Annotated in this window: 27 protein-coding genes and 1 tRNA gene; 14 read left to right on the forward strand and 14 right to left on the reverse strand. The window is 58.5% G+C overall.

Annotated features, from left to right (window positions below; genetic code table 11):
• Nucleotides 1-64: 64 nt before the first annotated feature.
• Nucleotides 65-1,540, reverse strand: a complete 1,476-nt coding sequence (locus B208_RS0103030) for an oligosaccharide flippase family protein (protein ID WP_007982901.1) — start codon at nucleotides 1,538-1,540, stop codon at nucleotides 65-67.
• A 285-nt stretch (nucleotides 1,541-1,825) separates the two neighbouring features.
• Here B208_RS0103030 and B208_RS23250 point away from each other — a divergent pair, with 285 nt between their 5' ends.
• From B208_RS23250 to B208_RS23255, 3 genes are all read left to right on the forward strand, one after another.
• Nucleotides 1,826-2,935 (forward strand): glycosyltransferase family 4 protein, encoded by a 1,110-nt coding sequence (locus B208_RS23250; protein WP_157471277.1) that lies wholly within the window; start codon nucleotides 1,826-1,828, stop codon nucleotides 2,933-2,935.
• Between the two features lie 34 nt (nucleotides 2,936-2,969).
• Nucleotides 2,970-4,085 carry a glycosyltransferase family 4 protein gene (locus B208_RS0103040; RefSeq protein WP_232423707.1) on the forward strand — a complete coding sequence of 372 codons (1,116 nt, stop codon included), beginning with the start codon at nucleotides 2,970-2,972 and terminating at the stop codon, nucleotides 4,083-4,085.
• A 75-nt stretch (nucleotides 4,086-4,160) separates the two neighbouring features.
• Entirely contained in the window at nucleotides 4,161-5,405 is a 1,245-nt protein-coding gene (locus B208_RS23255; RefSeq protein WP_073096518.1) for a sulfatase-like hydrolase/transferase, read from the forward strand.
• 19 nt (nucleotides 5,406-5,424) lie between these two features.
• Here B208_RS23255 and B208_RS23260 read toward each other — a convergent pair whose 3' ends face one another.
• Both B208_RS23260 and B208_RS0103055 read right to left on the reverse strand, forming a co-directional pair.
• A complete protein-coding gene (locus B208_RS23260; RefSeq protein ID WP_026177712.1) occupies nucleotides 5,425-6,462 on the reverse strand; it encodes a glycosyltransferase family 4 protein in 1,038 nt (345 codons plus the stop codon).
• Nucleotides 6,459-7,601, reverse strand: coding sequence for a glycosyltransferase (locus B208_RS0103055; protein ID WP_007982885.1), 1,143 nt, complete (start codon nucleotides 7,599-7,601; stop codon nucleotides 6,459-6,461). The genes B208_RS23260 and B208_RS0103055 overlap by 4 nt, the downstream gene beginning before the upstream one ends.
• 139 nt (nucleotides 7,602-7,740) lie before the next feature.
• On the opposite strand from B208_RS0103055, the gene aglJ reads away from it, so the two are divergent.
• On the forward strand, nucleotides 7,741-8,649 hold the full coding sequence (gene aglJ / locus B208_RS0103060) for an S-layer glycoprotein N-glycosyltransferase AglJ (RefSeq protein WP_007982884.1): 909 nt from the start codon (nucleotides 7,741-7,743) through the stop codon (nucleotides 8,647-8,649).
• 33 nt (nucleotides 8,650-8,682) lie between these two features.
• Here the strand turns inward: aglJ and B208_RS0103065 are convergent, their stop codons facing one another.
• Entirely contained in the window at nucleotides 8,683-9,306 is a 624-nt protein-coding gene (locus tag B208_RS0103065; protein WP_007982882.1) for an RAD55 family ATPase, read from the reverse strand.
• 23 nt (nucleotides 9,307-9,329) lie between these two features.
• On the reverse strand, nucleotides 9,330-9,968 hold the full coding sequence (locus B208_RS0103070; RefSeq protein ID WP_007982881.1) for a nucleotide-binding protein: 639 nt from the start codon (nucleotides 9,966-9,968) through the stop codon (nucleotides 9,330-9,332).
• Between the two features lie 82 nt (nucleotides 9,969-10,050).
• Between B208_RS0103070 and pyrB the strand changes: the two genes are divergently transcribed.
• From pyrB to B208_RS0103085, 3 genes are all read left to right on the forward strand, one after another.
• Nucleotides 10,051-10,962, forward strand: coding sequence for an aspartate carbamoyltransferase (gene pyrB, locus B208_RS0103075; protein WP_007982880.1), 912 nt, complete (start codon nucleotides 10,051-10,053; stop codon nucleotides 10,960-10,962).
• The gene (gene pyrI / locus B208_RS0103080) at nucleotides 10,959-11,420 is read left to right on the forward strand and encodes an aspartate carbamoyltransferase regulatory subunit (RefSeq protein ID WP_007982879.1); all 462 of its coding nucleotides are present in this window, start codon (nucleotides 10,959-10,961) and stop codon (nucleotides 11,418-11,420) included. The genes pyrB and pyrI overlap by 4 nt, the downstream gene beginning before the upstream one ends.
• A 76-nt stretch (nucleotides 11,421-11,496) precedes the next feature.
• Complete coding sequence (locus tag B208_RS0103085; protein WP_232423708.1) at nucleotides 11,497-12,168, forward strand: hypothetical protein; 672 nt, start codon at nucleotides 11,497-11,499, stop codon at nucleotides 12,166-12,168.
• Here the strand turns inward: B208_RS0103085 and B208_RS0103090 are convergent, their stop codons facing one another.
• Nucleotides 12,169-12,780 (reverse strand): VOC family protein, encoded by a 612-nt coding sequence (locus tag B208_RS0103090; protein ID WP_007982873.1) that lies wholly within the window; start codon nucleotides 12,778-12,780, stop codon nucleotides 12,169-12,171.
• Nucleotides 12,781-12,817: 37 nt separating this feature from the next.
• Entirely contained in the window at nucleotides 12,818-13,744 is a 927-nt protein-coding gene (locus B208_RS0103095) for an FKBP-type peptidyl-prolyl cis-trans isomerase (protein ID WP_007982871.1), read from the reverse strand.
• Nucleotides 13,745-13,849: 105 nt separating this feature from the next.
• On the opposite strand from B208_RS0103095, the gene B208_RS0103100 reads away from it, so the two are divergent.
• Nucleotides 13,850-14,614: a helix-turn-helix transcriptional regulator gene (locus tag B208_RS0103100; protein ID WP_007982869.1), complete on the forward strand. Its 765-nt coding sequence runs from the start codon at nucleotides 13,850-13,852 to the stop codon at nucleotides 14,612-14,614.
• A 50-nt stretch (nucleotides 14,615-14,664) separates the two neighbouring features.
• Entirely contained in the window at nucleotides 14,665-15,144 is a 480-nt protein-coding gene (locus B208_RS0103105) for a phosphopantetheine adenylyltransferase (RefSeq protein ID WP_007982868.1), read from the forward strand.
• A gap of 22 nt (nucleotides 15,145-15,166) precedes the next feature.
• On the opposite strand, the gene B208_RS0103110 is transcribed toward B208_RS0103105, so the two are convergent.
• On the reverse strand, nucleotides 15,167-15,487 hold the full coding sequence (locus B208_RS0103110; RefSeq protein WP_026177713.1) for a transcription initiation factor IIB family protein: 321 nt from the start codon (nucleotides 15,485-15,487) through the stop codon (nucleotides 15,167-15,169).
• Between the two features lie 86 nt (nucleotides 15,488-15,573).
• Between B208_RS0103110 and B208_RS0103115 the strand changes: the two genes are divergently transcribed.
• Nucleotides 15,574-15,658 (forward strand) — tRNA-Leu (locus tag B208_RS0103115).
• A gap of 638 nt (nucleotides 15,659-16,296) precedes the next feature.
• Here B208_RS0103115 and B208_RS23710 read toward each other — a convergent pair.
• The 3 genes from B208_RS23710 to B208_RS0103130 form a co-directional block, all read right to left on the reverse strand.
• The gene (locus B208_RS23710; RefSeq protein ID WP_154652468.1) at nucleotides 16,297-16,452 is read right to left on the reverse strand and encodes a hypothetical protein; all 156 of its coding nucleotides are present in this window, start codon (nucleotides 16,450-16,452) and stop codon (nucleotides 16,297-16,299) included.
• A 100-nt stretch (nucleotides 16,453-16,552) separates the two neighbouring features.
• On the reverse strand, nucleotides 16,553-16,972 hold the full coding sequence (locus tag B208_RS0103125; RefSeq protein WP_007982863.1) for an RNA-binding protein: 420 nt from the start codon (nucleotides 16,970-16,972) through the stop codon (nucleotides 16,553-16,555).
• 30 nt (nucleotides 16,973-17,002) lie between these two features.
• Nucleotides 17,003-17,191 (reverse strand): hypothetical protein, encoded by a 189-nt coding sequence (locus tag B208_RS0103130; RefSeq protein ID WP_007982862.1) that lies wholly within the window; start codon nucleotides 17,189-17,191, stop codon nucleotides 17,003-17,005.
• 159 nt (nucleotides 17,192-17,350) lie between these two features.
• On the opposite strand from B208_RS0103130, the gene B208_RS0103135 reads away from it, so the two are divergent.
• Nucleotides 17,351-17,917 (forward strand): NUDIX hydrolase, encoded by a 567-nt coding sequence (locus B208_RS0103135; RefSeq protein WP_007982860.1) that lies wholly within the window; start codon nucleotides 17,351-17,353, stop codon nucleotides 17,915-17,917.
• Here the strand turns inward: B208_RS0103135 and B208_RS0103140 are convergent.
• Nucleotides 17,901-18,725: a hypothetical protein gene (locus B208_RS0103140; protein WP_007982858.1), complete on the reverse strand. Its 825-nt coding sequence runs from the start codon at nucleotides 18,723-18,725 to the stop codon at nucleotides 17,901-17,903. The two genes, B208_RS0103135 and B208_RS0103140, sit on opposite strands and share 17 nt — an antisense overlap.
• 133 nt (nucleotides 18,726-18,858) lie before the next feature.
• Here B208_RS0103140 and B208_RS0103145 point away from each other — a divergent pair, with 133 nt between their 5' ends.
• Both B208_RS0103145 and B208_RS0103150 read left to right on the forward strand, forming a co-directional pair.
• A complete protein-coding gene (locus B208_RS0103145) occupies nucleotides 18,859-19,149 on the forward strand; it encodes a hypothetical protein (RefSeq protein WP_007982856.1) in 291 nt (96 codons plus the stop codon).
• 71 nt (nucleotides 19,150-19,220) lie between these two features.
• A complete protein-coding gene (locus B208_RS0103150) occupies nucleotides 19,221-20,363 on the forward strand; it encodes an acyl-CoA dehydrogenase (RefSeq protein ID WP_007982855.1) in 1,143 nt (380 codons plus the stop codon).
• Nucleotides 20,364-20,428: 65 nt separating this feature from the next.
• On the opposite strand, the gene B208_RS0103155 is transcribed toward B208_RS0103150, so the two are convergent.
• Nucleotides 20,429-20,974 carry a tRNA (cytidine(56)-2'-O)-methyltransferase gene (locus B208_RS0103155; RefSeq protein WP_007982852.1) on the reverse strand — a complete coding sequence of 182 codons (546 nt, stop codon included), beginning with the start codon at nucleotides 20,972-20,974 and terminating at the stop codon, nucleotides 20,429-20,431.
• A 124-nt stretch (nucleotides 20,975-21,098) separates the two neighbouring features.
• Here B208_RS0103155 and B208_RS0103160 point away from each other — a divergent pair, with 124 nt between their 5' ends.
• Entirely contained in the window at nucleotides 21,099-22,031 is a 933-nt protein-coding gene (locus B208_RS0103160) for an NAD-dependent epimerase/dehydratase family protein (RefSeq protein WP_007982851.1), read from the forward strand.
• 31 nt (nucleotides 22,032-22,062) lie between these two features.
• Here B208_RS0103160 and B208_RS0103165 read toward each other — a convergent pair whose 3' ends face one another.
• Nucleotides 22,063-22,395: a BsuPI-related putative proteinase inhibitor gene (locus tag B208_RS0103165; RefSeq protein WP_007982850.1), complete on the reverse strand. Its 333-nt coding sequence runs from the start codon at nucleotides 22,393-22,395 to the stop codon at nucleotides 22,063-22,065.
• Nucleotides 22,396-22,533 lie beyond the last annotated feature (138 nt).

Consider the following 22,533-nt stretch of genomic DNA (forward strand, 5'->3'; position numbering starts at 1 on the left):
ATCCGATACTGTGTCAGACGGTTGCTAGGGTGCTTTCGCATGACTAGCTATCGACCATATGTCATCACCAATTTAACATCCACTTTGGTACCATCTGTTCGATACGTGACCCTCGAAGGACGCTTCCGATTGTCAGTCGAAGTTTTCGACTCATTACCAAAAGACAAACACCGTAGACAACTACACCCGTCATTAGAAGCGTTCCGAGGCGTATCCAAGAATCGGTACCGAGAATCGGTCGTGAAAAGGAAACCACGCCAAACATAATTGCCCCAGCAAGAAATTGCTCGAGAAGTTCCCGTGGCAGCAAGACGACTCTCGACATCTCTGATCGAACTAGAAATGCAAGACCGAGATACCGAACCGCTTCAGAGACGACGGTGGCAATAACAACACCGACTGCGCCTAATTCTATCGTCAGAACCACTCCCAAAATGAGATTCACTACCAGCGTAATCGAAGAAATGCGGAAATTAGAATCGGGCATGTCAAAACCATTGATTGCTTTGTAGAGTGGAACTGTCTGTGTCGTTAGAATGCGATATAGTGACAGTCCAATGAGTAGTATCGAAGCGCTAGCGTACTCGGAGCCATATAACTTGATTACAAGTGGTCGGGCGACTACGAGTGCACCAAAAAAAAGTGGGATCGATAGGATACTGGAGAACGAGATAACGTTCGAAATATCACGGACTGCGCTTTCTCCTTTACTCCGTAGGTTACTTACCCGAACCATTAGTCCTGAGCCTGAAATTTCTGCAACGAACATCGCTGGGAACGTGAGTTTAGCTGCAACCTCGTAATCACCGACTGCGGCAGGCGTCATCAACGCGCCCAACAACAGGACATCGAATCGGTCGTACGTTTTCCAGAGCATACTGGTTGGGATACTGTATCGAGCATATTCCCAAAGGCTTCGGAGTAGTTCAACCGATGGTTTTGTCGGGAGTGTCTGATGGTAGTATAGTGCGACCGGAATCACAAGTAGTGTTGCTCCTGCTAACCCAGATACCATTCCAGCGACGCCAAAGCCAACGATGACTAAAATGAGTTGAAGAGGGAACGTGAAATACGAGCGAAGGGCGTCTATTCCTACCGCAGTTCCGATATGGCCCTGTGCCTGTATAATCGGTACGAAACATGAGTACAACACCTTTGCCGAGAGTAGAAGGAGAAACAATGGCACGGCCGCTTCGACACCAGTATATCGTCGTAACCAATCTCCCGCGATGATAGCGATTCCGCCTAACGCAAGTATCCAGACGATGCCGACTAAGAGTTGTGCGCCGATGACTTCTCGGTTCGAAAACTTGATTTCTGACGCTCGCTTTGTCGCAGCACTTGTCCAGCCTCCGCTGATCGGTCGTTCGGTAAGCAAGACGAGTGACAGTAGCAGGTGATACTTCCCGAAGAGAGTCGCCCCGAGTTTTTGAGCAAATATTACGGTTCCAATGAACCCGATAGCAGCCATCGAAGCTTTTGCGATGCTTCCCTTTACTGTTTCCCCGCCGAGGCTTACATTGGATGCGTCGTCAGTCATCGATACCCTTGCTTCGGAACGGTTGTACTGTTTATTTCGAATTCAACAGAAGCGCCCTGACGATAGAAGAGGTCACAACTGCTCCGAACGCTATTGATGGCTATTGTTTCCCGTCTGATACCCCCCCTTTGTGCCATAGCTCTCCGGTTCGTTCGTCCTGTCCCTCGTTTAAATCCATCTTTCATCTGGTCGTTCACCCCATCCTTCATACTGAGGTATAGAAAAATTACCGTTTAGTATCGTACGACCATGAAGTATATACTCTCTCCATCAACTTCATCAAACATGAGTATTTCACCTGGAACGTTGGATCCAAATCCTAACGGGAATCCGACAAACACGCTGTTCGTTGGGACCTTTTTTCACGACATTCATTGTGCATTCGCGGAGGCAATCGGAGCCGATGTATTTTCGCTCTTTGGACCAAAGTACGAAGAATGGGATTCTGTGGCTGAGAGCACGCAAGCACGCCTACGACACTACGTCCGCAAAGCCCGAGAAATACCAAGTGGCTATGACAACTACCTGCTGGAAGGTGGAACGTCACTTATTCCGGCCGCTCTGTTCACTCTTCGAAATCGAAATGCGAACACAATCCTTCTTAACGCTGATGAGACCTTTATCAATGTAATCGATGGTGTCGAACACTACGGCAAGATGGACGCATATGTCCACCAACTTTGCTCTCGGTCACTCGATGGGTTAGTGAACGTCGGCGATTTCGCGGGTATGTATGCTCGACGCGCTAATCTTGATGTACAAAGTGTGACAGTCTATCCAGGCATCAAAGACGAGTTGTATCGACGGTTAGGAACCATCCCTGTCTCAGTCGGGTCGAAAAATATCGTCGTCGTTGGTTACGGCAAAAATCATGCACGCAGAACCGGCGGTTCCTCAACCGGATTCGATCTACTCGTTGAAGCGATGCCGGACATTCGAGACGTGCATCCCGAGTCGGAGTTACATATCGCGGGCAAGGGTCATCCGAAAGCTTGGGAAAAGCATGCAGGAGTCGTACTCCATGGTTGGGTGGCTGATCTGGCCGAATTTTTCTCCCACGGAGAGGTGTCTGCTCATCCTGGACGGTCGGAGTCTTTCTCTGTCGCAGCGCTTGAACCAATGCGTGCTGCCCGCCCGTGTATCGTGAGCAATATGGTTGGCGCTAAGGATGTCGTCGAAGAAGTTTCTGAAACCCTTGTCTGTGAACCAACTGTCGCAGGAGTACGTGAGACACTCATCGATTACTTCGACCGCTCCGAAGAAAAGCGGCGTGAGATGTGCGAGCAAGCACGGGTAACGGTTGAGGGTTTCGATGAAAGTAGCGTCGTCACGGACTTCGTTAACGAGTATACAAAACTCTGCGAACAACTTAGCGAGACGGCCAAGGCTAAGTGAGTGGCCTATCATAGTCAGGTCAATGACACTCCGTGTGGCAGTCGTCACCGAGTTCTGTCCACCATATCGGACAGGATTCTATGAAATGTTAGCAAATAAATATGAAGTGAAGATATTTTTCTGCAATTCTAAAGAATCATGGAGAGCATACGGTGATTTCGACTATTCAGAACTGTCCGGGTATCTGTTCAGAGATCGGTATAAAATCACGCCGACGGTATTTACTCACCTCTACCGGTTTGATCCAGACGTGATTGTTGGTGCTCCTGTCGAGGGGTTCGGTGGACAGTCTTCATTCCTGTATGCTCGAGCGACTAATACGCCGTTTGTCCTGTGGACGGGAGAATGGCATCTTCCTTTGACAACACTCCGAACTGTGACGTTCCCACTCATTCGTCGAATCTACATGGAAAGCGATGCTATCGCGGTGTATGGTCCACATATTTCGGACTATCTCGTCGACCTCGGTGTGGAAGAGGACAAAATATCCATCGCTTGGAATACTGTTGACACGGGCCAGTTCTCTACTTTTAATCAAGACCGTGTAGCTGACTTACGCAAAGAGTGGGGTATCCCTGATGACGCCTCTGTCGCCTTGTTTGTTGGGAGATTAGTCAAAGAAAAAGGTGTGAAATACCTACTCGATGCTTATAAAACGGCACGAGCAGTGTCTGAAAAGCCGACCTATCTTCTTATCGTTGGTGATGGTGACCAACGAACAGAGTTGACAGAACAAGTGGACGATGATCACGATGTAATCTTTACTGGTTACATAAACAATGAGTCACTTCCAGAATACTATGCACTTGCGGATGTCTTCGTTCTTCCATCCGTTGTCACGGCCGAATTTCGAGAACCGTGGGGGTTGGTGATTAACGAAGCGATGAGCTCCGGAACAGCAGTTATTACGACCGGACAGGTAGGTGCATCGTGTATCATCGACGAGGGAAAGAACGGATTCGTCGTCCCAGAGCGGAACGAGGCAGCACTTGCAGATAGGTTAGCAGAAATATTCGAAAACCCAACAATGGCGTCGGAAATGGGAGTACAGGCGAAAAAAGACAGTAAATTGTATGATTACGAACGGATGCTCGACGGTTTCGATGAGGCTGTTCAAACAGCAGTCGTGCGTAGTAAAAACAACGGATAGTGCTGCAATACACCACTAATGTAGTTGTTCATATGTCCCGATACATATTTGCATAATCAGTGGTGTTCTCCGATAATGACGAACGTTCTGTTGTTAACGATCGACTCACTTCGTGCGGACCGATGTTCAGAGAAGTATTTTCCAAAGTCATGGTCGATTTTAGAACGAGAATTTGACCGATTTACCGAAGCATATTCCCATGGCGTTGCAACCCCGTTTGCCTTCCCAGGAATTATCACTGGACAACTTCCAAAAAATGATGGAACACTTCCGGGAACACCGACGCTTGCAGAACTGTGCTCCGGGAAGTCAGTAGCATACGCAAATAACCCACACCTTCGACCAGACAGGGGATATGATCGTGGGTTTGACGAATTTTCGTACCTTGGTGGTTATTCCGGGAACACGTTAAAGCAGAGAGTTTTCCACCACCTCGGTCAAGTAGAAGTGATAAAATGGGTATACGATTCAATAAACAAAATCGTAGCGACAGTCAACGAGGAACAGTTTAAAGAGCCATATCGTTCGGCCATGGAACAAGTCCAGCGCGTTGATTCCGCGCTATCTAACGACGTTTCATTCTGTTGGGCTCATTTTCAGGATCCCCACTTCCCTTTTTCTATTGAATCCGTTGCAGATGGGATGATACGTGATAATTTCGACACGGAACATGTACGAACTCTCAATGACGAGTACATCAGCGGTGATATTTTAGATGACACAGATTCCCTCTCGAAATTGGTTGAGATGTACGATGAGAATATCCGATATCTCGACCGCCAACTCTCGAAGTTGCTCGAGAAACTAGATAAACAGGGTTGGTTTGAAAACGGTGTAGTTGCGATAACCGCGGACCACGGCGAGGTGTTCGGTGAGTCAGGTATGACGAACCACCCGTGGGATGCGCTTCCACTCGATGCACTCACCCAAATTCCCCTTCTTATTTCTACGCCGAGTAATGAAGCCACAATACACGACCAACTGGTACAGCATTCGGATTTGTTCAGATTCCTTGCTGGACATTTAACCGACGATATTCCGTCGGCAGATCACCGATATAACCTCTATGACGATACTCACCGCTATGTCGTCTCGAAATCGAATGCAGTCGTCCGCTGTCTTTCATCGGATGGTTCCGTGGTGAACTTCCGCGACGGGAGGATGGATATCGACGGCAGTCCATCACAATCTCAAATCGAGTATACGAAAGAAATATCATTCCCAAGTATCGAGAAATCATCGGGTACTATCCCCGGTGTTCCAGATTCGAACCATCAAGAGATCGAGAAACGACTGGAGGCACTTGGATATGTGGACTAGCCGACGGACAGACAAATGATCACTTCAGATAGAGTGTTTCCAGTTGATCAGTAACGGCACCCCACCCCATGAGATTCACCGTATCTGGTTCGTTTCGCCTCGCTTTTTCAACCGCAGTGGCGATGGTATCCGGTTCGATATTCGTAACTCCGATAACCCCCTCGTACTGCACCCACTGTGTTAGCGCTCCCGATTCCTTAACCACACAGGGGGTTTTGCTGCACAGTGCCTCCCCAACCGTCATACCATAGGCTTCGAACGAAGATAAAGTGATGAAGACATCCGCGCCAACGTATAACCGAGTGAGATCATCATCTGAAACGTATCCTGTGAACTGAATGCGATCTCGGACATCACAATCGTGTGCGACATCTTCTAGTGTTTCTCTATAGGGTCCGTTGCCGACAATCATGAGATTGTATGCGTCTATCTTTTTCAAGGAACGGATAATATGTTGAACCCCTTTATATTCTTCCAGTCGGCCCACATACAAAAGATAGGGTTGATGCTGGCTCTCCGTGGTTACATCTCGAAATCGTTCGAGATTCAGACCGTTTGGTACGACCGTTGAATCGATATCGAAATCCGTTTGTAACAAATCATGCTCCCACTCACTTACGGCGACGACTTCCGTTGCACGGTGAAGCGACCACTTTCCCACGGGTCGGTAGGCTCGTAGTAGATGGTCACGAATACCACTAGCACTCTTTCCATGATAATGTGGTGTGATGATAAGTGGGGCATCAGCGCTGAGTGACCCAAGCACCATCGGAAGCGAGTGATAGTTGTGGGCATGTATAATATCCCCATCGCTACGTCGGACTACCGGCACAATCCCCGGCGCAATGTGAAACGCACCCCCTGGTGCAAATCCACGACATCGACGAACACGAACTCCATTTCGAACGTCCTGGTTTGAAACGTCCTTACCCGCATCGGCGGTAACTACCGTAACTTCGTGCCCCCGCTCGACGAGACGCTCGCTGATCTCCTTCACATGTGTCTCGACGCCACCGACGCGAGGTGGATACCGCGGCGTTACCTGTACTATTTTCACTCGAACGCCTCCCGCAGTTCCTCATCTATCTCCCACGTTCCATCCCCTTCGCCACGCAACAACTCCACGCTCGCCCGGAACAGCGACACTTGCGTGTCGAAGATGGCGTACACCGGCTGCAGTGGTCCGAGACAATCACTCCCACCGAGTTTGATAAACACTCCAAGCCCCGCCGGAACGACCAACCCGAACGGCCCGGCCGCGACCAACGCACCACCAGTCAGCAATCCGATTCCGAGCGCGACCAACCACGGCGAGACGATCATGAACCACCAGTTGAACGGCAACACGACGCCGCCGTACTTCCCGTGTCGGCCGAGTGCGTCTCGGTGCTGGACGAGCAGGCGGATCAGTCCCATTCCACGCCGGTCCTTTTGGAGACGGCGTTTTCCGAAATTGGAGTGCGATGCCTCGCTGTAGCGGATTTCGGGGTCGTAGATGACTCGCTTTCCGTTCCGGCGAATCTTCAACGCGAGTTCCGTGTCGTCGGCGAGCGACTCGGGGTCGATGGGGACGATGGCGTCGTTTTCGAAGGCGGAGAACGGACCGTGGAAGATAAGGGTGGAATCGAGGTGCGATTCGAGCGTCTGGATGTGCGCCTGCACGCCGCGATATCCTTCCTCGACTTCGCTCCCTCCGAGAACGTCGGTGTTCTTCCCCGTCACTGCCGCGACGTCCGGGTCGGCGAGGTTCGCGGCGGCGACCCGGAGCACGTCGTTCGCGGTGAAGGAGTCGCAGTCGGTTTTGACCACCATCTCGTTCTCGGCGGCCGCATAGGCGTCGTTGAGCGCGGGAGCGAGTCCGCGCCGTTCCTTCTCTTCGATGAGGTTCAGCGAGGGATGTTCTCGGTCCGCGAAATATTCTCGGATCAGGTCCGGCGTCTCGTCGTCGCTCGAATCCACGACGACGAGTTCGATGTTCTCCATCGGATAGTCGAGTTCGAGCAAGTCGTCCAGTTTCTTCTCGATGATGTCGGATTCGTTGTACGTCGGCAGAACGATACTAACTGTCGGTTCCGCATCCCGTTTTCGGGCCGGTGAGCCCTCCGGGCGAATCAGTCCGTACAGCGCGAGGAAACAGAAATACGGAATCGCGGCCACGGCGATGACGACGGCGGCAGCCTTGGCGAGCCGGTTCATAGCCGGTCGTTTGTCGCTTTGTTTTAAACATCTATGGATTGCCAGGCAGTTGTTCGACACTGACAGTTCGAGCACCTATCCCAACACTGACAGACTCAAAAGGTTGGGCTTTTAGACCCCGGTACCCATTTCCCCGACAATGCCCGACAGAGAGGACGTGTGCGTGCTCATCCCCACGCTGAACGAGGCTGAGACGATTGGCGAAGTCATCGACGGCTTCCGCGAGCAGGGCTTCTCGAACGTCCTCGTAGTGGACGGTAACTCCGACGACGGGACGCGCGATGTGGCGACGGAGCACGGCGCGCGCGTCATCGAACAGAGCGGCGTCGGAAAGGGGCAAGCCGTCCGCGAGGGCTTGGAACACATCGAAGCGGAGTACGTGCTGATGTTGGACGGGGACGGAACGTACAAACCGTCGGACGCCGAGACGATGCTGGAACCGCTCGACGACGGCTACGAACACGTCATCGGCAACCGGTTTGCGGGCATGAACGACGGGTCGATGCCGCGGCTGAACCACTTCGGCAATCGCGTTATCAACCGAGCGTTCTCGATCATCCATCGGTCGGATTTCAAGGACATTCTCAGCGGCTATCGGGCGTTCACGAGAAAATCCGCGGAGCGTTCATACCTCACCTCGGACGGCTTCGGCGTCGAAACCGAACTGGCGGTCGAATGCGTCAAACACAGCGTTCCGACGGCCGTCGTGCCGATTCAGTACGAAGAGCGGCCGGACGACTCGGAGACGAACCTCCATCCGCTTTGGGACGGGGGGGACATCATCATGACGCTCTACCAACTCGCGAAGACGAACAATCCGCTATTCTACTTCGGGAGCATGGGTATGTTGAGCGGTCTCATCGGGGTTATCTTGGGGGTTTACGTCGCCGTCGAGTGGGTGACGCGCCACATCTCCCACGAGGTTATCGCGGTCGTCGCCGGTATCTCCATCATCTTCGGCCTGCAGTTGCTCATGTTCGGCGTCCTCTCGGATCTGATCGTCACGCTTCACCGCGAACAGATGCGTCGAATCGACGAACGCCGCTGAGACGAGAGACGGGTTCACAACGTGCCGAAATTCTCACGCGATATCCCGACTGGTGTCGATTGCCACCGACTCTGTGAGTTCGAGTTTGATGGTTTCGGGAAGCGCCCGTCCGCCGCGGAACTTCGGCACGGCGAGTCGATTTTCGACGCGGTCGCCCGAAATTTCGGTGTTGAGTTGAAACACCACATCGACGGCGTGTTCCGTGATGTCCCGCTGGTCGGGAACCCACCGTCCGTCGAGACAGTGGAGGATTGCGAGGCTGTCCGTTCCGCGGAGGTGGGACTGCAGGTCGTGGAGGAAGTTCCGATACCGAGTCGGGTCCTCCCGCTCCAGTAGGTTCATCGGGTCGATGATGAGCGTCGAATCGCTCCGGAGCCGCTGGAACAGTCGTCGCGCGTGGTCCAGCGGTGCATCACCCGGTATGTATCTGACTTCCGGCGTCCGACGGCTGGATTCGCGTCGAAATCCGGCACTCACCGTCTCCTCGTCGCGGTCGGTCGTCAGGTACAACGTGGGGCGACTGGCGGTGAACTCGGTCAACAGGAGTTCTGCCTGACTGGCCGGAGGTGCACAGAGCGCGACGGTGCTCCCGGGCGGGATACCCCCGTCGAGTTTCCGGTCGAGCACCGGAATTCCGGTCGAAAGCCGCGATACCATAATTGTGACAACTCCAACAGCGTTCATAAGTGTTTTGTCAGGAGTGCCGACGCGAGACAGTCGTACGCCCGCCGAACCGATTCGTCCGAGAGGACGGCGACGCCGCCGTCGGGAATCGAGGCAAGAACGGGACCGCCGAGGAGGCGCTCGATTCCTGTTGGCGGGTTCTCCGTTCGGGTGAGGGCGACCCCGACGATAGTCGTCCCGAGTGCACGGGCCATCGCGGCGGTTTTGGCCGTGTCACGGAGGCAGGCCGGGTCGGTCGTCGTCACCAGCAGAACGTGGTCCGCGAGGCGAAGCGGCGTCGCCGCGTCCGGTCCCGCTCCCGCCGGGCAGTCAACGAGAACGTGGTCGGCGGCGTCGGCGAGACGGGAGAGCGCGCTCGGGAGGTGAACGGAGTCGCCCATCGATTGTGGCGCGGGAACTACTTCGACGCCGGAGAGCGTCGGCGGTGGGTGCGTGGCGATTTCGACCGCCTCGCCGTTTGCGACGGCGGAGAGGTTCGGCGTCCCGTCCACGTTGGCGAGGTGATGGAGGTCGGGCATGTCCACGTCGGCGTCCGCGGCGAGGACTGACCGGCGCATCCGGCCGAGCGCACCAGCGAGTCCGAGCGTCGTCGTCGTCTTTCCACAGCCTCCTTTTCCACCGGCGATGGCGAGCATGCCGGGTGTGGTTCCGTCATCCGATTTAAACTTCGGGGGCGACCCGTGCCTTTCAAGGCGCGTGACAACCCCTCTTCGAACGATGCGGCACGACCACCTCATCGACACGAAACAACTTTCGCGGCAGGATATCGAGGACGTCCTCGACCGCGCCGCCGAAATCGACGCCGACCCGGCGGCGTTCGGGGACCGACACGCGGGAAAACTCCTCGGGTTGCTGTTTTACGAACCGAGCACGCGCACGAAGATGAGCTTCGAGACGTCGATCAAACGTCTCGGCGGCGACATCGTGGACATGGGTTCCGTCGAATCATCGAGCGTGAAGAAGGGAGAGAGCCTCGCCGACACGACTCGCGTCATCGAGGGCTACGCCGACGCGCTCGTGTTGCGCCACCCGAGCCAAGGTGCGGCGAAGATGGTGAGCGAGTTCGTCGATGTCCCCCTCCTCAACGCCGGGGACGGGGCAGGCCATCACCCGACACAGACGCTCCTCGACCTCTATACGATTCGGGAGAACGCGGGACTGGACGACCTCACCATCGGCATCATGGGCGACCTGAAGTACGGACGGACGGTCCACTCGCTCGCCCACGCGTTGACCAACTTCGACACCCGCCAGCACTTCATCAGTCCCGGAAGCCTCAAACTCCCGCGAAGCGTTCGCTACGACCTCCACGAAGCGGGTGCGAACGTCCGCGAACACACCGACATCGAGGACGTGCTTCCGAACCTGGACGTGCTCTACGTCACGCGCATCCAGCGCGAGCGCTTCCCCGACGAGAACGAGTACCGCGCCGTCGCGGGCGACTACCGTATCGACCTCGAAACGCTCGAAGGCGCGCGGGATGATTTGACCATCATGCATCCGCTTCCCCGCGTCGACGAAATCGCGCCCGAGGTGGACGAGACGGACCACGCGAAGTACTTCGAACAGGCACACAACGGCATTCCAGTGCGTATGGCACTGCTCGACTCCATGCTGGAGGACCAATGAGCGACCACGAACTCCGCGTCAGCAAGATTCGAAACGGCACCGTTATCGACCACATTCGCGCCGGGCAGGCGCTCAACGTCCTCGCAATCCTCGGCATCGACGGAAGCGACGGCGAGGAAGTGAGCGTCGGCATGAACGTACCCAGCGACCGGATGGGCCGAAAGGACATCGTGAAAGTCGAGGGAAAGGAGTTGAGTCAGAACGAGGTGGACGTCCTCTCGCTCATCGCCCCCGACGCGAGCATCAACATCATTCGGGAGTATGAAGTGGCAGAAAAGCATCGCTTGGAGCGCCCCGAGTACGTCGTCGGCATCCTCTCCTGTCCGAATAGCAACTGCATCTCGACGGAGGACGAACCCGTCGATTCGAAGTTCGAGGTGCTCTCCGATGGCGTCCGCTGTGAGTACTGCGAAACCATCATCCGCGACGACCTCGCCGCACATATCAGCGTGAAGTGAGAAACGACGGCCTAATCCGCCGAACTGGGAAAAACGGTCGAAGCGGTTTATGCCGTCGCTCGAATTCGTGGCGTGTATGGGAACTCGAATCGGCGCACACGCCGCTGTCGTCGTGTCGCTTTTCGTCGTCTTCTCGGGTGGGGTAGCCGTCGCTGGCAGCGGGCTGACCGGGGCGGCCGCGGCAAATCCGTCGTTACAGCTCGGCCAGTACAAGGTGTCAACCAAGGACGTGACGGTCAGAACGTGGGCGCTCCGGAACACCACGGTGAACAACGCGACGGTGGACGAAGTTCACGTCGACACGCTACAGACCGAAAACGGAACCAAGCGCGACGTCACCCTCCGCAACGTCTCCATCGCGACGGTCCACATCCGCAACGGCACGCTGAAAAACGTGAGCGCGGACCGAATCGTCATCAGAAACCGCTCGATTTGGGACGTTCCGGGCGGCGACCTGTTCGACCCAGGCGTGAGTAACCGCGTTATTAAGCGACACGTGCTCGCAAACGTCACCGTCGAGGGAGCGAACCTCGACACGCTGAACGTGACGAAACTGACCGTCGTCAACACCACGGTTCCGAGACGCTCCGCGAACCCGCCCGTGTCGCCGGACGTGACGAACCCCGATACGGAGCCGAAACCCGCCGTCGAAATTCAAAACGCGAGCATCGAGTCCGGAATCGTTCGACAGGCCGACGCCGGTGAGTGGTCGGCCAGAACCGTCCGGTCGCGGAACGCGACGAACTGATCAGAGGAACGACGTACTTTCGACCGTTTCTCCCGCGGAGAACGCCGAACCGCCGAGTTCGAACCGTGGAACGCGTACGCCATCATCGTCGGTATCCTGCCGAAACACCAGTCCCGGTATCTCCCCGAACACCGCTCGGAATTCGTCTTCGGCGTCGGGGTCGGAAACAGCGAGTTCGACGCGCTCGAACCGCGCGTCGTCCCACGACCCGAGGTCGGCCTCCACGTCGCTTCCGTCGCGGTGCAGTTCGACGCGGAACCCCCACGGTGTCATGACGAACGTGCGTCTCCCGTCGCGGTCACGGACCGACCACCCCGCTTCGTTCGCCCGGTCACAAATCGCGTCGAAGTCGGAGGTACAGAGTCCGAGATGGTCGAAGTGCGGTCGCCGTCCCGGCGCAATCGTGACGTTGACGTAGCCGCGTTGGGCGTTCTGGAGGCGAAGGCGGAACCCGTCCGGAACCGGGTCGCTCGCGTCGAGTGAGTGAAATTCGCCATCGACCTGCCCGAAGCGCTGGTAGGGCGGCAGTCCGTGCGCGTCGAGTTCGGCTTCCGCGTGGCTCACGTCGGGCGTGTTGAAATGGAGATGAAAGAGTCGCGTCGGGGAGTGCATACCCGACACTGCTCGGCCATCTAAAAAGACGATTCGATTACTCTTCGACGTCTTCGGCTTCGTCGTCGCCTTCCTCTTCGAGTTCCTCGACGAGTTCGTCCTCGTCGATATCGACGTCTTCGAGGGCTTCTTCGAGGTCGGCACCGCCCATGCCACCCATTCCGCCCATGCCGCCCATCATACCGGCACCGGCGCCGTCGATGGTCTCCTGCACGATAACGCGGTCGAGGTCGAGGCGGTCGATGACGTCCTGTGCGATCTGCTGCTTCTGGAACATCCACTGCTGGTTCATCGACAGCTGCGGCGTCGCCTCGATGTAGAGGGTTTCCTTCTCGACCGTCTCGGTCTCCGTTTCGCCGTCCTCGTTCTCGACTTCTTCCTCTTCCTCGTCCGTCTGCAGCCACATGTCGAGGTCGGCGTCGATGTACATCGAGAAGAGGCCCTTCGCCTTCTCCTCTGCGTCCTCCACTTCGTCGACGATTTCGTACTCGTATTCGAGGTCTTCACCCGCGAGCGGGTGGTTGAAGTCGACGCGTGCGCGGCCGCCGATGATGGTCTCGACGTAGCCCTGCTGGCCGTCGACGTTGACGTTTGCGCCGGGGTAGCGGTCCTCCTCGGAAATCTTGTCGGCGCTGACCGTGCGGACCTCCTCGTTGTCGTACTCGCCGAACGCGAGTTCGACGGTAGCGGTTCCCTCGTCGCCCGCTTCCTTGCCGAAGATTTCCTCTTCGACGTCTTCGAAGATGTGACCGGCACCGAGGACGATGGTTCGGGGACCGAAGTCGCGGCCCTCCGTCTCTACGTCCTCTTCCTCGGCGACCTCTTCGCTGGTCGTGTCGACGAGATCGCCGTCCTCGACGGTTCGTGCGGTGTAATCGAGGTTGATGAAGTCTCCTTCCTGCAGCCCCTCCTGTGTTTCTGCGGTCTCTTCCTCGGTCGCGTCAGCCTCTTGTTCGTCACTCATACCCCAAACGACACCCGTTCGGCCCTTAAGAATCACGTTTCGCCTTCGCGAGGGAATTCGGTCCAAGGGGGACGTTTACATCGTCCCCACGAGTACTCTCGCCCGATGGAAACGCCAGAGACGGTCGCGTTTCTCGCGGGATCGCCGGAGCGGTTGCGCTTGCTCACCCATCTCCGCGAGTCACCCGGGTCTCCGCGCGACGTCGCTGATTCGCTCGACGTCTCTCGCCGGAGCGCCCAACGGAACCTCTCGGAGTTCGCCGACCGCGGATGGGTGCGAAAACGTGACGGAAAGTACGCCCTCACCCCGAGCGGCGAACTCGTCACGCGAACGCACGCGAACTACGTCGAGACGCTGGGGACCATCGAGCGGTTCGACGCGTTCTTCCGCCATCTCCCAGACGCGACCCACCTTCCCGACCCTGCGTGGTTGCACGACGCCACCCTCGTCGTCGCGTCGGCGGACCAGCCACAGGCTCCGGTGAGCCACTACGTGAGCCGACTCCGCTCGCGGAAGACCGACTCGATTCGGATGCTCGCGCCCGTCCTGAGCCGCCTGTATCACGACGTTCACGCGGAACTCGTGTTCGAGGGCGTCGAGACGGAACTCGTCATGCCCGCCGACACGCTCGAAACCGCGCGCTCGCTCAACCCGCTCGAATTCAGGCTCGTTCGCCGCGCCATCGACATCTACCGACACGATGGTCCCGTCGAGTTCGGGGTGACGCTCGGCGACGGGTGGGCGCTCGCGGGGGCCTACAACGACGACGGACAGCTTCGGGCGCTCGTGGAGTGTACTCATCCCGCCTTCTTCGAGTGGGCCGAGGAACTGTACCGACGGTATCGAAAGGAGTCCCGACCCGTCGGGTGACGGCACGCCGTTCCGAAGGTGATAAACCACGCGGAACCATTCGCCGGAGTATGGACGTTGCGTTGGGTGGGACGTTTGATCCGGTTCACGACGGACACCGGGCGTTGTTCGAGCGAGCGTTCGAGTTGGGCGACGTCACCGTCGGATTGACGAGCGACGACCTCGCCCCGGCGACTCGAAACGTGGATAGATACGTCCGCCCGTTCGAGGAGCGGAAGCGCGCCCTCGAATCCGAACTCCGAGATTTCGCGGACGACTACGACCGCGAGTTCGACGTACGGAAACTCACCGAACCGACCGGCATCGCCACGGAGGAGCAGTTCGACGTGCTCATCGTCTCCCCCGAGACGAAACACGGCGGCGAACGAATCAACGAACTCCGTGCTGAGCGCGGCTTCGACCCCCTCGAAATCGTCGTGGTCCCGCACGTCACGGCCGAGGACGGCGACATCATCTCCAGCACGCGCATCGTCGCCGGGGAAATCGACGAACACGGAAACCTGACCCCCGACAGCGACGGGCGCAACTGAGGTTCTTTCTCTTCCCGATCGGCTACCACGACGGCGGTTGAAGCCCCGCCTCTTCGAGGACCGTCTTCCAGCGCTGTTGAATCGTCAATCGAGAGACGCCGATGGCGTCCGCGACCGCCTGCTGTGAGCGCTGGTCGCTCTCGATGAGCGACCCCGCGTACAGACTGGCCGCGGCGACCGCGCGTTTCGAGCGGTCTTCGGGGTCCTCGGCATCGGAGACCGTCGAGAGAAAGAGGTCTGCTGCCCGCGACCGAGCGGCGGTTTCGAGGTCGAGACGGTCGGCGGCCTGTTGGAGTTCGGTGAGCCACGATTCGTTTTCCACTTGGTCACGAGCCCGATACACGAGGAAAATTAGCGCGTCATCCGTTATAAACGCTCGTCCGAGGAGAACGACAGTTTCTTATCTCGCACCTGAAAAGCCCCTACTGCGTGCGGGTAGCCAAGCTAGGCCAACGGCGCAGCGCTTAGGACGCTGTCCTGTAGAGGTCCGCCGGTTCGAATCCGGTCCCGCACATTTTCATCACGAATAACCGGGGAGCACCGCGTAGCGTGTGCTCCCCGCAGCATGAGTGATGAAAATTGCCGAGCAGATTCGAAGTAGACGAGACGCACGCCCGCGCAACGTAGTGAGCAGGAACGTCTTGGCGTGGTTCGAATCCGGTCCCGCACATTCTCCGCGAACAACGGTCGTGAGCGGAGAATGCAGCCAACGATTCGAATCCTGCAAGACACAGCCCGCGGAGTCGAACGGACGTGAGACGAGCAGGACTGTCTTGCTTCGGTTCGAATCCGGTCCCGCACATTTTGCCACGAGCAGCACCGCGAGTAGCAAAATTGCGCGGTGGATTCGAAGTACGGAAGAAGCAGTCTCACGAGCACCGCGAGTGAGGAAGCGTCTTCAGGTGGTTCGAATCCGGTCCCACACATTCTCCGCGAACAACTGTCGTAAGCGGAGAATGCAGTCAACGGATTCGAAGGAGACCGAACGCAGTCCACAGCGAACGGACGTGAGCGAGCAGAACCGTTCGGGCGTGGTTCGAATCCGGTCCCGCACAGTTCCACCGTGAACACCGCAGAGCATGCGCTCGGGGCGAAAATCACATCCCACCGAGCGCACGGGACGACAAAAAATCGAAAGAGGCGTTCGCGTGGTTAGTGGGCCGAGAAGCCGTCGATCATACCGCCGCAGTCGGGACACGACACGTACTCGGTACCGGTGCTCTTGTGGCCGGTCGGGTTGCCGTTGCGGGTCGTCCGTGAGTTACCGCCGTGACGAAGGTCAGAATTACAGTATGGACACTCTTGCATGATACTCATCCACGCGTTGCGTGGTAACGGTTGTCACAACAATAGGGACTGTGATAAACTTTGTGTCGGCTTAATCGGGATCGAGACCCCGTAATCAGGGTTACGACAGCGCTTTTCGGGCGTTCTCGACCGCGGCGTCCTTCTTCGCGGGGTAGGCTTCGACTTTCGCGCGGAGGGTGATTCCGTCGCCGAGTTCGATTTCGTCGCGGTAGGCGGCTTGCTTGTCGAGCGAGACGAAAAACGAGCAGTTGTCGTCCACGCGCTGGTCGAGTTCGTCGCGCAGGTCCTCGATGTCGTCGAGTTCGCGGAGTCTGCCGAGGATGTGACGCATCTCGTCCGCGTTCTCCACCCGCGCCGAGAGGATGAGGATGCGGTCGCCGAGGTGGCCCTCGCTTTTCATTCGCTCGATTTCGGCGTCTTCGGGGAGGTACGCGCGGAGAGCATCCTCGACGCGCTGGTCGTCTTCGGTCGCATAGCAGAATGCCCGCAGGTCGATGTAGTGAAACGGAACGCTAGCCATGTTAGTACGTACGAATCGAAGAAAGAAAAGTTACTCCTCGTCCTCGACGGCTTCGAGGGAATCTTCGGGGATGCCCGTCTCCTGGCCGTCCTCGAAGCTGATGGTGTAGGTGGCGTCGCCGAACATGTTCTCCATGACTTGCGTGACCGTGCCTTCTTCGCCGTCGTACTCGCTGTGCTGGTCGTGCAGAATCACCGCGTCGTCTTCTTCGAAGCTCATACCGCCGGATAGCCCATCCGGTCGTAAAAACCGACCGATTCACGAGTGTCGCCGTCCGAAGGCTTATTTCGCCCGCCAGAATATCGTGGCATATGATTGGACTCCTCGCGCACTCGGATTCTCGCTCGTCCTCAGGGGCTGCCCGCGGTCAGTTATACGATGACGCTCGATGAGCTGTGGTTTCTCGCGACCGAGGCCGAACAACGGGCGGAACAGGCCTATCACCGTCTGACGGAACGACACACGGAGTTTCTGGAGTTCACGCGAAACTACGAGGTGTCCCGCGGTCGGTTTCGCACGCTCGCCAACCGCGTGTCCGAAAGCGGTGCACCGTACGGTGCACACACCATCGTCTACCGCCCGTCCCGCGAACTCCTCCTCGTCTGGCACGCCGGGGTAGATATGTGGGTACTCCCCGGCGGCGGCATTCAAGCGGACGAGACCTACCGCGAGGCCGCGGAGCGTGAACTCGGCGAGGAAGCGGGTGTCGAAGCCGATTACGAGGGATTGGCGATTGCGACCCGGACGGCGATTCGGTGCGGCGACTACTCGACGTGGGGCGTCCTCCCGGTGTTTCAGGCCTGTGCGGAAACGACGACGCCGACGCTGTGTGACCCCGACGGCGAGATAACGGACGCGAAGTGGTTCGCCGAACTCCCGGAGAACACCCGCGACCGCGAGCAACTGGTGAAGTGGAGAGAAGAGAAATTCAGTTCCCGTGCGTAACGCCGTCGCGGGAGTCGGCGTCCATCCGCCGAACCGCGGCGCGGGCGTTCCCTGATTCGTAGCCGAAGAACACGTCGTTACCGTAGGCGTCGGCGACCTCCGTGGCGTGAATGAGGTCGTCGATGTCGATATCCACCGCGTAGAGTTCGATGCTGAACGGCGCGTCGAGGGCGTCTTCGAACCCGCTGGCGATAACTTCGAGCCAGTAGGTGGTCGAATAGGCCATGTCGTACAGCGGAACGACGAACTCGTCCACGTGTTCGGAGAGCGCGTCCAAATCGAGTCCGGCCCGCTCGTAGAGGTGGCCGGGGTACGGGTCGGGATACAGCGTCAGATACGTCTTGCCGGGGATTCTGTCGCTCGCCTCCGCGACGAACTCCGTGATGACGCTCGCGCGCCACGCCTTCCAGTCGTCGTAGTCGCTCGCCGCGAACTCCGATTCGCACTGCTCGCAGTGGCAGTATTCGGCCCGCGGGAAGCCCACGTCGTCCAATCGAACGTCGGGGTACGCCTCGGCGGCGTCGGAGACCATCTCCAACAGCCCGTCTCGGTACGCCTCGCGGGTCGGGCAGATGTACCCCCAGTCGAAGTAGGGTTGCTCGCGCGTGGCGAGTTCGCCCTCGTCGCTCACGGGAACCAGCGACGGGTCGTTTTCGGCGGCGGTGCTGTCGCCGAAGCACGAAATCATGTTTACGCCCGCCTCGACCGGTTCGGTTGCACGTCCCGTCACGTCCTTCATCTCGTAGAACCCACGCTCGAACTCGGGCCAGTCGAGTTCCTCGGGGTTTCGCGTCACCACGCCGTACATGGTTCGCCGTTCGGGTTCGCGCCGGTAAGACGTTTCGAACGCGGCATTCGACCCTCCGTCGGCTCCCCCCTCTTCAACCCCTTTCGAGTTCGCACCACAGACCTACCCCGGAGGAGACCCAATGCTCTAGTCCATGATTCGAACACTACTCGGCATCACGCGAGCCTGTTTGGGCGTCCTCCCGTCCGCGGCCCCCGGCGAGGACCGACCGCTGAAGGCGTTGCAGGGGTCCGGGAGTTCCTCGTTCGACAAGCTGAACATCCTGTCCCTGCTCGCGCAAGCGGGCTACGCCTTCCAGAAGGGTAACGCGAAGCGCGGCGCGCTCCTGCTCGGTGCGGCGACGATCGCCCCGAAGAGCAAGGAAGCGTCGTACCTCGTGCAGGGCGTCGTCACGCTCGACTCCATCCGCAAGCGACTGTCCTAAACGGCGGCCGCTGTAAACGGGGAGCGGCCGGGATGCGAAAAGTAAAGGATTGACTACCCACATTCTCCCGTATGGACTTCAGTCTCTCCGCAGAGCAGAAACAGATCCGGGATATGGTCGCGGAGTTCGTTGACGAGGAGATCAAACCTCGCGCGTCGGAAATCGACGAAACCGACGAGTTCCCCAGCGACCTCGTCTCGGAGATGGCAGATCTCGGCCTGATGGGCATGCCCTTCCCCGAGGAGTACGGCGGGGCCGGACTCGATTACCACTCCTACGCCATCGGTCTCGAAGAGATTTCGCGGGGGAGCGGCGGCCTCGGCACCATCGTCGCGGCCCACACCAGCCTCGCGGGTAACATGCTCTACGAGTTCGGGAACGAGGAGCAAAAACAGGAGTACCTCACGCCGCTCAACCAAGGCACCGACATCGGAGCGTTCGCCCTCTCGGAACCCGGCGCGGGAAGCGACGTCCCGGCGATGGACACCACGGCCGAGAAGGACGGCGACGAGTACGTCCTCAACGGCGGCAAACTCTGGATTTCGAACGGCTCCGTCGCCGACACCGTGACCGTCTTCGCCAAGACGGACCCCGATGCCGGTAACAAGGGAATCTCGTCGTTCGTCGTCCGCCCCGAGGAGGACGACGGCTTCCACGTCGAGGGAACCGAACACAAACTCGGCGACAAGGGTTGTCCGACGGCGGAACTCCGGTTCAGCGACCTTCGGATCCCCGAGGACCGCCTGCTCGGTGAGGAGGGCGACGGGTTCGTCCACGCGCTGAAGACGCTCAACGGCGGGCGTATCACCATCGCCGCGCGGAGCATCGGCCTCGCCCGCGCCGCGCGGGACGACGCGCTCGAATACGCCCAACAGCGCGAGCAGTTCGACCGGCCCATCAGCGACTTCCAGACCATCCAGCACAAACTGGCCGACATGGACACGAAGGTACAGGCCGCCAAACTGCTCATGCACCGCGCCGCCGACCGCAAGATTCGGGGCGAGGACTTCATCAAGCACGCCGCACAGGCCAAACTGTTCGCCAGCGAAATCTCGCGCGAAGTCGCCAACGAAGGGATTCAGATCCACGGCGGCTACGGCTACACGACGGATTTCGACGTGGAACGCTACTACCGCGACGCCAAACTGAACGAGATATACGAGGGAACGAGCGAAGTCCTCCGGAACACCATCGCGGCGCAGATGATGGACTAAGCTGAAGAGAGCTGAAAACGAAACGTGCGGTCGGTTCTTACTCCTTCGACACTTCTTCTTTCTTCTTACTCCTTCTCGCCGACGGGTTCGACCTGCTTTCCCGTCTCCTTGGGGATGACGCGCTGTTGGGCGTCCTCCCATTCCCGGTCGAGTTCCCGGCCGTCGAACAACCGGTCGAGGAAGACGGCGAGTCCGGCGACTTCGGAGTGCGGTTGGTTGGTCACGCCGACGTTCCAGTCGGCGGCTTCGTACACGTCGAACGAAACTTTCTCCGCCCCGACGACGACGAGGAGCGGTTCGTCCGCGTGTGCGTCCCGAATCTCGGTTTCCACGTCCTGTACGCGCTCGCCGTACATCGTGAGGTGGACGACGGTTCCCTCCCAGTTTCGGATGAGCGCCTTCTGACTGCCGGACAGTTCGACCTCGAACGGGCCGCCGAAGCGGTCGGTGATGTCGCGGATGGTCTCCTGCGATTGTCCCGCGTTGTCGGGAAGGACCACGCGGTCCGCACCCAACGCGCGGGCGGTGAGTCCGACGTGTGTGGTCATCCGTTCGTCGCGTCCGGGTCGGTGGCCGAGACGGACGACCGTGACCGACGGTTCGTCGTGCATACGCTTCGATGGCGGCCGAACGCGTTAGGAGGTTTCGAAATACGGATTGCGGTAACGCGACGTTTTTTCGACGGCGTTCCGGCAGACCGGAACACACTTCCCGGCCACAATCGCAGAACCGTGCATGCAACTCTCCGGTAAACGAGTTCTCGTAACCGGCGGTGCCGGTTTGGTTGGTTCCCAGATGGTCGACGACCTCGTCGCGGACAACGACGTGGTGGTCGCGGACGACCTCTCCAACGGAGTCGAGTCGTCCGTTCACGACGACGCCGAGTTCGTTCAGGCCGATTTAACCGACGAATCCGCCGTCGAGGCGGTCATCGACGGCTCCTTCGATGCCGTCTTCCATTTCGCCGCGGCGGATAAGTACGTCAACACCGACGACCCGCGGCCCCAGTTCGAGGAGAACGGCGAGATGACGTACAACATTCTCGAACGCATGGACGAGGTCGGCGTGACGAACTTCGCGTTTACGTCCTCCTCGACGGTGTACGGCGAGGCCCCGCGGCCGACGCCCGAAGATTACGCGCCGCTCGAACCCATCAGCATCTACGGGTCGGCGAAACTCTCGGAGGAGGCGCTCCTCTCAACGTTCGCCCACTCCTACGATTTCACCGTGTGGAACTTCCGATTCGCCAACATCGTCGGTCCGCGGTTCGGCGCGGGCGTCGTCCCGGACTTCGTGGAGAAGTTGGACGAGAACCCCGACGTGCTGACCATCCTCGGGAACGGACTCCAGGAGAAATCCTACATGCACGTCACCGAGTGCACCGAAGCGATGCGCTACGTCGTCGAGAACGCCGACGATGCGATGAACACCTACAACCTCGGGACGCGGACGACCACCTCGGTCAACGCCATCGCCGACATCGTGGCGGACGTGATGGACCTCGACCCCGAGTACGAGTACACCGGCGGCGACCGCGGGTGGACGGGCGACGTGCCGAAGATGCGACTGTCCATCGAGAAACTGTCCGCGCTGGGGTGGACGCCCGCACAGAGCAGCGACGAAGCGGTTCGTCGGGCGGCCGAGCAGTTGTACGATAGACTCGACTGACCCGGATTCGGTCGAACCTCGTTTTCGAAAATCAGACCGAAAAGTCCGTCCGCGCTTCCACGTCCTCGTCCATGATTTCGAGCGTTGCGACGACGGTGTACTGGCCCGGACTGGGGTCCGGCCACTCACCCGGATAGGTCCGCTCCGTATCCGGGTCGAACGACTCGGATTGGAGCGCCTGCGTGAACATCTTTCCGTCGCTCGCGCGCCAGATCTCCGCACCGTCTTCGAGGACGGCGAAATCCGCCTTGAGTCCGCTTCTGAACGTCACGTTCCGCGAATCGGCGTCCGGGTTTCGAACCGTCAGTTCGAACTCGACGGCTCCGCCGGTCGGCGTCGCCGTCACCTCGCTTTCGAGCGTCATTATTTTCCGTACGATGTCCTGCCTCGAAAAGGTTGTCCTCCGGGTACACCCGGCCACTGCCTACCGTCGGTGGTTCGCGTCCCGGAATTCCCCCGCTGGTGCCGAGAAGGTGCCGGTAAAAGCGCATCGTCGGTGCGA

Origin of the sequence: Haladaptatus paucihalophilus DX253 (assembly GCF_000376445.1) — an archaeon.
GTDB classification, from domain to species: domain Archaea; phylum Halobacteriota; class Halobacteria; order Halobacteriales; family Haladaptataceae; genus Haladaptatus; species Haladaptatus paucihalophilus.

Coding starts and splice junctions, on each gene's coding strand:
- B208_RS0103135 (WP_007982860.1), top strand. CDS start 17,351: ATGACGCTCGATGAGCTGTGGTTTCTCGCGACCGAGGCCGAACAACGG.
- B208_RS23710 (WP_154652468.1), bottom strand. CDS start 16,452: ATGCAAGAGTGTCCATACTGTAATTCTGACCTTCGTCACGGCGGTAAC.
- pyrI (WP_007982879.1), top strand. CDS start 10,959: ATGAGCGACCACGAACTCCGCGTCAGCAAGATTCGAAACGGCACCGTT.
- B208_RS0103130 (WP_007982862.1), bottom strand. CDS start 17,191: ATGAGCTTCGAAGAAGACGACGCGGTGATTCTGCACGACCAGCACAGC.
- B208_RS23255 (WP_073096518.1), top strand. CDS start 4,161: ATGACGAACGTTCTGTTGTTAACGATCGACTCACTTCGTGCGGACCGA.
- B208_RS0103030 (WP_007982901.1), bottom strand. CDS start 1,540: ATGACTGACGACGCATCCAATGTAAGCCTCGGCGGGGAAACAGTAAAG.
- B208_RS0103070 (WP_007982881.1), bottom strand. CDS start 9,968: ATGCTCGCCATCGCCGGTGGAAAAGGAGGCTGTGGAAAGACGACGACG.
- B208_RS0103085 (WP_232423708.1), top strand. CDS start 11,497: ATGGGAACTCGAATCGGCGCACACGCCGCTGTCGTCGTGTCGCTTTTC.
- B208_RS0103165 (WP_007982850.1), bottom strand. CDS start 22,395: ATGACGCTCGAAAGCGAGGTGACGGCGACGCCGACCGGCGGAGCCGTC.
- pyrB (WP_007982880.1), top strand. CDS start 10,051: ATGCGGCACGACCACCTCATCGACACGAAACAACTTTCGCGGCAGGAT.
- B208_RS0103095 (WP_007982871.1), bottom strand. CDS start 13,744: ATGAGTGACGAACAAGAGGCTGACGCGACCGAGGAAGAGACCGCAGAA.
- B208_RS0103150 (WP_007982855.1), top strand. CDS start 19,221: ATGGACTTCAGTCTCTCCGCAGAGCAGAAACAGATCCGGGATATGGTC.
- B208_RS0103155 (WP_007982852.1), bottom strand. CDS start 20,974: ATGCACGACGAACCGTCGGTCACGGTCGTCCGTCTCGGCCACCGACCC.
- B208_RS0103100 (WP_007982869.1), top strand. CDS start 13,850: ATGGAAACGCCAGAGACGGTCGCGTTTCTCGCGGGATCGCCGGAGCGG.
- B208_RS0103140 (WP_007982858.1), bottom strand. CDS start 18,725: ATGTACGGCGTGGTGACGCGAAACCCCGAGGAACTCGACTGGCCCGAG.
- B208_RS0103065 (WP_007982882.1), bottom strand. CDS start 9,306: ATGGTATCGCGGCTTTCGACCGGAATTCCGGTGCTCGACCGGAAACTC.
- aglJ (WP_007982884.1), top strand. CDS start 7,741: ATGCCCGACAGAGAGGACGTGTGCGTGCTCATCCCCACGCTGAACGAG.
- B208_RS0103160 (WP_007982851.1), top strand. CDS start 21,099: ATGCAACTCTCCGGTAAACGAGTTCTCGTAACCGGCGGTGCCGGTTTG.
- B208_RS0103055 (WP_007982885.1), bottom strand. CDS start 7,601: ATGAACCGGCTCGCCAAGGCTGCCGCCGTCGTCATCGCCGTGGCCGCG.
- B208_RS0103105 (WP_007982868.1), top strand. CDS start 14,665: ATGGACGTTGCGTTGGGTGGGACGTTTGATCCGGTTCACGACGGACAC.
- B208_RS23250 (WP_157471277.1), top strand. CDS start 1,826: ATGAGTATTTCACCTGGAACGTTGGATCCAAATCCTAACGGGAATCCG.
- B208_RS0103145 (WP_007982856.1), top strand. CDS start 18,859: ATGATTCGAACACTACTCGGCATCACGCGAGCCTGTTTGGGCGTCCTC.
- B208_RS0103125 (WP_007982863.1), bottom strand. CDS start 16,972: ATGGCTAGCGTTCCGTTTCACTACATCGACCTGCGGGCATTCTGCTAT.
- B208_RS0103090 (WP_007982873.1), bottom strand. CDS start 12,780: ATGCACTCCCCGACGCGACTCTTTCATCTCCATTTCAACACGCCCGAC.